Annotated in this window: 6 protein-coding genes; 3 read left to right on the plus strand and 3 right to left on the minus strand. The window is 73.7% G+C overall.

What is annotated here, in order from left to right; all coding sequences use genetic code 11:
- Window positions 1-127: 127 nt before the first annotated feature.
- From ACFU5F_RS41800 to ACFU5F_RS41810, 3 genes are read right to left on the minus strand one after another with little or no spacing between them, the layout of a single operon-like run.
- On the minus strand, window positions 128-1,753 hold the full coding sequence (locus tag ACFU5F_RS41800; RefSeq protein WP_383898859.1) for a phosphopantetheine-binding protein: 1,626 nt from the start codon (window positions 1,751-1,753) through the stop codon (window positions 128-130).
- Entirely contained in the window at window positions 1,743-3,326 is a 1,584-nt protein-coding gene (locus tag ACFU5F_RS41805; protein WP_383898861.1) for a class I adenylate-forming enzyme family protein, read from the minus strand. Before ACFU5F_RS41805 ends, ACFU5F_RS41800 begins: the two co-directional genes overlap by 11 nt.
- Complete coding sequence (locus tag ACFU5F_RS41810) at window positions 3,323-4,381, minus strand: ketoacyl-ACP synthase III family protein (RefSeq protein WP_383898863.1); 1,059 nt, start codon at window positions 4,379-4,381, stop codon at window positions 3,323-3,325. The genes ACFU5F_RS41805 and ACFU5F_RS41810 overlap by 4 nt, the downstream gene beginning before the upstream one ends.
- Before the next feature lie 264 nt (window positions 4,382-4,645).
- Here ACFU5F_RS41810 and ACFU5F_RS41815 point away from each other — a divergent pair, with 264 nt between their 5' ends.
- The 3 genes from ACFU5F_RS41815 to ACFU5F_RS41825 all read left to right on the plus strand — a co-directional run bounded on the left by ACFU5F_RS41815 (window position 4,646) and on the right by ACFU5F_RS41825 (window position 7,211).
- Window positions 4,646-6,166, plus strand: coding sequence for an MFS transporter (locus ACFU5F_RS41815; RefSeq protein WP_383898864.1), 1,521 nt, complete (start codon window positions 4,646-4,648; stop codon window positions 6,164-6,166).
- A 140-nt stretch (window positions 6,167-6,306) separates the two neighbouring features.
- A complete protein-coding gene (locus ACFU5F_RS41820; protein WP_383898866.1) occupies window positions 6,307-6,834 on the plus strand; it encodes an SRPBCC family protein in 528 nt (175 codons plus the stop codon).
- Window positions 6,831-7,211, plus strand: coding sequence for a YrdB family protein (locus tag ACFU5F_RS41825; protein WP_383898868.1), 381 nt, complete (start codon window positions 6,831-6,833; stop codon window positions 7,209-7,211). Before ACFU5F_RS41820 ends, ACFU5F_RS41825 begins: the two co-directional genes overlap by 4 nt.
- Window positions 7,212-7,260: the final 49 nt, after the last annotated feature.

Genomic DNA, 7,260 nt, shown 5'->3' on the forward strand with positions numbered 1-7,260 from the left:
GAACCGATGCGGTTCCGGCGGCGGTCAGGCCCGGTGTCCGGAGCCCGCGGGCTCCGGACACCGTCGGGCCCCTGCCGAGGGGGTGTGGCTCAGGTGGCGGTGACGCGGCAGGCCGTCGGCTCCCGCCTCAGACACGGCCCGCGGCCTGCTCGCGCAGGGCGGACACCACGTGCCACAGCGAGGCGGGGGTGGCGAAGGTGTCGGCCATCAGCTCGGAGTCCGGGACGGCGATGCCGTACGTCTCCTCCACCCGGACCAGGACCTCCACCATGGCGAGCGAGTCCAGGCCCGCCGCCTTGAGGCTGGTGTCGGGCTTCAGCTCGCCCTGGGCGGCGAGCCGGGGCAGGGCCTCCTGGAGCAGTGCCGCGTACGTCGGGTCCCAGGGCGCGGCCGGCTCGTCCGAAGTGCCGGCGGGCGTCGTCCCCGTGGTCGTCTGGGTCATGGCGGTGATGTCCTCCGTAGGGGATGCGGTGTGGGGGGAGACGGTGTGGCGCCGCAGGGTCAGGCGGCTGGCGGAGACGGTCTCGGTGCCGTCCACGACGAGCTCGGCGGGCGCCGGGTGGCCCAGGAAGCCGAGCAGGCTCGCGGACAGTCCGTAGGCGCCCACGTTGGGGAAGGCCAGCAGGTCGCCCGGGCGCAGCCCCGGCAGGTCGGCCGCGCGGGCGAGGATGTCGGCGGGCGTGCACAGCGGACCGGCGAGGGTGACCAGGGCGGGTTCCCGGTCACCGGCCTCGTCCGCCGCCGGGCCGGGGCCGGACAGCGGCTGGGCGGACAGGGGCAGCAGCCGGCCGAGGCCCGACAGGCCGCCCAGGTGGTTGATGCCGGAGTCGAGCACCGCGTAGGTGTTGCCGCGGCTGTTCTTCACGTCGGTGACGGTGCTCACCAGTCGGCCGCTGTCGCCCACCAGATAGCGGCCGGACTCGAAGGCGACCACCGGTTCGCCGTCGCGCCAGCCCGGCAGGCACTCGTCGAGCACGGCGGACAGTGCCGAGCGCAGACCGGGGTAGGCGGGCCGTTCGCCGGGGGTCGCGTACGGCGCGGCGAAGCCTCCGCCGAGGTCCAGCAGGTGCAGCGGGATGCCGAGTTCGTCCCGGAGGCGGGCGGCGGTGCGCACGCTCTGGGCGAGTTCGGCGAGGAGACCGTCCTCGTCCCTGGCGTTGGTGAGCGGGAAGAAGTGCATGCCGATGATCCGGACGCCCTTCACCAGCAACCGGGCGCCGTGCGCGGTCAGATCGTCGAGGTCGAACCCGAACTGGGACGGGCCCCCGGTCATCCGCAGTCCGGCCTGTCCCGGCGCCCCGGCCGCGTTGATCCGCAGCACACAGTCCGCGGTGACGCCGTGGGCGTCGGCGGCGGCGCCGATCCGGTCCAGGTCGCCGAAGGACTCGGCGGAGAAGGTGCGCATCCCCGCCGCGACGGCCTCGTCCAGCTCGGCCGGGACCTTGCCGGGACCGGAGTACATCAGTTCCGCCGCCGGGTGACCCGCTTCGAGGGCCGCGGCCAGTTCGCCGCGTGAGGTCACCTCGGCGCGGGCGCCGCCCCGGCGCAGCTCGGCGACGAGATCGGGATGCGAGTTGGCCTTCAGCGAGTAATAGACGCGGGACGGCTGGGGCAGGGCGGCCCGCAGGTCCTCCAGCGCGGTGCGCACCCGGGCCAGGTCGTAGACGTAGAGAGGGCTGCCGTACTGCTCGACGAGCCGGCGGACCGTCAGGTCGTCGCCGGGGGGTCCGGTGCGGTCGCGGTCAGTGGACATGGGTGCCCTCCACGAGCTGCCGGCGCAGCTCCTTGCGGTCGGTCTTGCCGTTGGGGGTGAGCGGAAGGGCGGCCAGGACATGGCAGACGTCCGGGACCTTGGCGGCTTCGAGGCGGTCCCCCAGCCGGGCCAGCACCTGCTCCCCGTCCACGTCGGGGCTCTCGCCGACGACGAAGAGGACCATGTCGCGGTCGTCCTCCGGCACGAGCAGCGCCGCTTCCCGTACGCCGTCGATGTCGAGGACGGCCGCCTCGATCTCGACGGAACTCATGCGCGAGCCGCGCCGCTTGAACAGGTCGTCCCGGCGGCCCTGGAAGTAGACGTGCCCGTCCTCGTCGAGCCGGCCGTAGTCACCGGTGTGCAGGGTGACCGGGCCGCCGTCCGCGCCCGGCCGGAACCGCAGGGCGGTCTGCTCGGGGGAACGCCAGTAACCGGCCATCAGGTGGGGGCCGCGCACCACGATCTCGCCGGTCTCCCCCGTCGGGAGCGGGCGTCCGTCGTCGTCGACGACGAGCACCTGGGTGCCGGGCAGCGCGGGCCCCACCGAGCCGGGGCGGGCCAGATCGCCGTCGGGTTCGAGGATGGTGATCCGCTTGCACTCGGTGGTGCCGTACATGGGTGCCACCGACGCGCCGGGGAACGTCTCCCGGAGCGTGGCGATGAGCGGGGCGTTGAGGGCGGCCCCGGTGTTGGTGAACAGGCGGATGCGGGTGGGCCGTCGGTCGCGGGAGGCGAGCTTGACGAGCAGCTCGCCGAGGGACGGCACGAGGGGCAGGACGGTCGCCCCGTGGTCCCGGGCGAAACCGAGCAGCCGGGCGTGGTCGGCGGGGCCCGACAGCAGCAGTTCGGCGCCGGCCAGCGCGCTGAGGAAGACCTGGTAGAGGCCGTAGTCGAAGGAGAGCGGTACGGCGGTGAGCACGATGTCGTCGGGCCGGTAGTCCAGCCGTGCCGCGATGGCGCGGGCGGCGAACGCCACGGGCCCGTGCGGGCAGGCCACCCCCTTGGGCGCCGCGGTGCTGCCCGAGGTGTAGATGAGCAGGGCGAGCCGGTCGGCGGGCACCTCGGTCTGGGTACGGGCGGCCGGGTCGGCGGGACCGGACAGGTCCAGTTCGGAGACGACGGCGACCGGCACCCCGGACGGCCAGCCCAGGCCGTCGGCCCCGTCGCGCTCGGCGTCGTCGACGACGATCAGCGAGGGTTCGGAGTCGGCGAGCACCGACTGGAGGTGGAAGGCCCTCATGCCCGGGTTGATGGGCACCAGGACCGCACCGTGCCGCCAGGTCCCGTACAGCAGGGCGGTGAACTCGCGGCTGCTGCCGACGCGGGCCAGCACCCGGTCGCCGGGCTTGATGCCGTGGCCGTCGAGTATCCGGGCGAAGGAGTCGGCGGCGGCGTCGAGTTCGGCGTAGGTCCACATGCCGTAGCGGTCCCGCACGGCCGGGGCGTCGGGGCACCGGGCGGCGGCGGCCGTCAGGAACACCTCGGCGGCGTTGTCGACCCGGGGGGCGGTCTCGGTCCCGACGGCGTCGTCGATCAGGGCCGAGGCCGGAAAGGACGTCAGTGTGCTGGTCACGACCGCGCCTCCTCGTCGTGCGCGGCGGGTGTCCGCCAGGACGGTTCCTCGGTGATCTCCAGCACGGCGCAGGTGGAGGTGAAGCCCGAGCCGGCGCCGATCAGCAGGACCGTGTCGCCGACCTTCAGCAGCCCGCGCGCGGCGAGGTCGTCGAGCCCCGCGAACTGGTCGCCCGCGCCCAGGTGTCCGCTGCGCCGGGCGAACTCCCAGCTGGTGCGGTCCTCCGCCAGCCCCAGGACGGTGCCGGCCTGCCACTCCATCTTGCTGCGGCCGCTCGCCGGGATCACGGCCCAGGTGATGTCCTCGCGCTGCTTGCCGGCGTCGGCCAGTGCCGCGTCGACGGCGGCCACCGCCACGCCCACCAGACGCTGGGTGGCCTCGCGCAGGTTGCCGTGGTGCTGGAGGTAGTGGCCGAGCCGCTCGGCGAGCCCGAGCGGCTTCTCGTCGGGCACCGGGGTGAACCCGGGGCCGCGGGTGACCACCTCCAGCGAGTTGTCGGCCCGGGTGGCGGTCGACAGCAGCTTGGCGAAGCCGCCCTGGTTGGAGAGCAGCAGCGCGGTGCCGCCGTCGCCGTAGACGATTCCGGCCTCGTCGCGCCAGCGGTCGATCAGCGGTTCGCCGAAGCGGTCCGCGGTGGTGAGCATCGCTGCGGCGGCGCCGGGTGTGGTGGCCAGATGGCGGGCGGCCAGCTCCATGGCGCCCGTCCCGGCGTTGCACTCCTGCTTGAGTTCGAAGGCGGGGACGTCCCTGCCGATCGCCTTGTCCGCGACGTACGAGGCCACCGGCCACAGGGTCTGCCCCTGGAACCAGACGTAGCTGTGCAGCAGCAGGCTCACGGTCTCCGGGTCCAGCCCGGACCGCTTGAGTGCCGTGGTGGCCGCCTGCACGGCCATGTCGGGCGGGGCGACGTCCTCGTCGGCCACCCGGATGGACAGCAGGGCGTCGGCCTCGAACTGCTCGGGGTCGTACCTGCCCGCTTCCACGGCCGCACGTGTCGGATACGGCTCCGGGAGCCAGGATCCCGTGGCCGCCACGTAAACGCTTTCCCAGCGCATGGTCCTCCCATCATCGGTGGCTGATCTCTCGATCCGTCGTGTCGTGTCAGGAGATGAGCCCTCGGGAGGATCGTGCGGTCGACGGCTTTGGCCCGGCTAAAGAACGGGACGCCGGGGCACCGCCCGGGCGGGCGCAAGTGCGGCTTCAGTGAGCCCGCCCAGGCTCGGGGTGCGTGACGTTCGGAACGCCGCGTTCGGGTCGCCGGAAGGAGCCAGCACATGCACAGGACCGATGGGGGTGGCGCAGACCCCAGGCGGTGGTGGATGCTCGGGATACTGTCCCTGGCGTTGTTCGCCATCGTGCTGAACAACGGGCTGCTCAATGTGGCGATACCGGTGCTGATGCGTGAGCTGGGCGCGGACATCGGGCAGGCCCAGTGGATCGTCGACAGCTACGCCCTGGCCTTCGCCGGCGTCCTGCTGACCGCGGGAGCGGTGGCGGACCGGTTCGGCCGCAAGCGGGCCACCCTCGGCGGCGCGGCGGTCTTCGGGGCCGGCTCCCTGATCGCGCTCGGCGCGGACTCCCCCGGCCAGCTGATGGCGGCCCGGGTGGTGATGGGGCTGGGTGCCGCCTTCATCATGCCCGGCACGCTCGCCATCATCGTCGACGTCTTCCCGGAGGCCGAGCGTGCCCGGGCGATCGGGGTGTGGAGCGGGGTCTCCGCCCTGGGGGTCGCGGCCGGCCCGGTGGTCGGCGGCGCCCTGGTCGGCCACTTCTGGTGGGGGTCGATCTTCCTGGTCAACCTGGTGCCGGTGGCCGTGGTCCTGGTCGGCGGGGCACTGCTGCTGCGCGAGTCCGCCGACCGGGCGCCGCGTCCACCCGACCCGGTCGGCGCGCTGCTGGGCACCGCCGCCATGGCGGGGCTGGTGTTCGGCGTCATCCAGACGTCGGGGCACGCGCTCGCCTCGCTGCCCGTGGCCGGCGGCCTGGCGGTGGCCGCGGCGGCGGGCACCGTGTTCGTGGTGTGGGAGCGGCGGCACCCGCATCCGATGCTCGACACGGACCTGCTGCGCCGGCCCGCGTTCCTCGGGGCGAGCGCGAGCATCCTGCTCCTCATGCTCGGGCTGGCCGGCACCCTGTTCGTGCTCACCCAGCGGCTGCAGTTCGTGCTGGGGTACACCCCGCTGCGTTCGGGCCTGGCCGTGATGCCGGTGGCTCTCGCGGTGGTGCTGGGCACGCTGCTGTGTCCGGTGCTGGACCGGCGGGCCGGGGCGCGGGGCTGTGTGGCCGTGGGCCTGTCGGCCGCGGCGTGCGGTGTGCTGGTGCTGGGGCAGTGGGGCGAGGGGTATCCGCCGGTGTTCGCGGGTCTGGTGCTCATCGGGGTGGGCTTCGGCCTGTCCATGGCACCCACCACCCATGTGGTGATGTCCCTGGTGCCGCCGGAGCGTTCGGGGTCCACCGCCTCGCTGGACATGACCATGCAGGAGCTGGGCACCGCCCTGGGGGTGGCCGTGGTGGGCAGTGTGCTCGCCGGCCGTTACGCCGACGCCGTGGCGGGTGCGTCCGGGTCCGTGGGCGAGGCCCTGCGAGCGGCCGAGCGGACCGGGGGTGAGGCCGGACACGCCCTGGCCGCCGCCGCCCGCCGGGCCTTCGACGACGCGTCGGCGGCGGGGCTCGGCGTCGCGGCGGCGGCCGTCGCCTGCGGTGCGGTGGTCGCCGCGCTGCTGTTGCCGGGACGGGCGGCTGCCGAGGCCTCTGCCGCCCCTTCGGTCACCGCCCCCGGTGCCACCGAACCGTCCGAACCGTCCCCCGCCCACCAGGTCTCCGCCCGCCCCGGAGCCTGAGCACGTGCCGTGCCCGTACGACCGGGGCGGACACCGCTTCAGCGATTCTCCAGTGGCGGGGGCCACCCTGGGGAGCCTGGCCGTCCCGTGCCCCGTTCGCGTGGCGCCGACGCCACGAACAGCATGAGGAGATTCACCGGATGACCGTTCAGCAACGCTCGTTCCTGGGCAGAGCCCTGTATGTCGGCCCGTCACTGCGGACCCTGCACGAGCAGTACGCCAAGCACGGGACCGTCGACGCCGGTGCGCCCGTTCTCGCGTCCTGCGACATCACTGTCCGGGCCCCGTCGTCGGAGGTGTGGGAACTGCTGGCCGACATCGCTCGATGGCCCTCCTGGGTACCGGGGGTCCGGCAGGCGCACCCGGGCGGCGCACTCGCGCCGGACGTTCCGTTCCGCTGGGTGCTGAACGGAATGCGCGTCAAGTCCACGCTGGCCGTGGTCCGGCCGGGGTCCGAACTGTCGTGGACCGGCACGCTCGCCGGGACCCGCGGCGTGCATCGTTTCCTGCTGGAGCCGGCGCACGGCGGCACCCGCGTGCGGTCCGAGGAGTCGATCGGCGGTCCGCTGGCGGGGCTCCTCTACAGCAGCGACAAACTCCGGGCCGTCCTGGCCGACTGGACCGCGGCCCTCAAGTCCCAGGCAGAGAAGGCGGGATCGACCCGATGACCATCGCACTGGCCTACAACCCGTTCTTCCTCGCCCTGCGGTTCCTGCTGGAGGTGTTCGCGCTGGGCTGCTACGCCGTGTGGGGCTGGCGCACGGTCCCGGGGCCGCTGCGTTTCGTCGCCGCGATCGCCGTCCCCGTGGCGATGGCGATGCTGTGGGGCACCTTCGCCACCGCCGGCGACGAGGCCCGGTCGGGCGAGACCACCTTCGACACCCCCGGTCCCCTGCGGCTGCTGCTGGAACTCGCCGTGCTCGGCGGGGCCTGGGCCGCGCTGCGGCACATCGGTGCCCTGCAGGTGGCCAAGTACTACCTGATCGTGCTGGTGATCTACCACGTCTGTGCGTACGACAGGATCTGGTGGCTGCTGCGGCACTGACCGCGTGACCGGAGCACGCGTACGAAGGGAGTGGCCGGGCACCTGGCGG

Origin of the sequence: Streptomyces sp. NPDC057438 (genome assembly GCF_042802995.1) — a bacterium.
Lineage (GTDB): Bacteria > Actinomycetota > Actinomycetes > Streptomycetales > Streptomycetaceae > Streptomyces.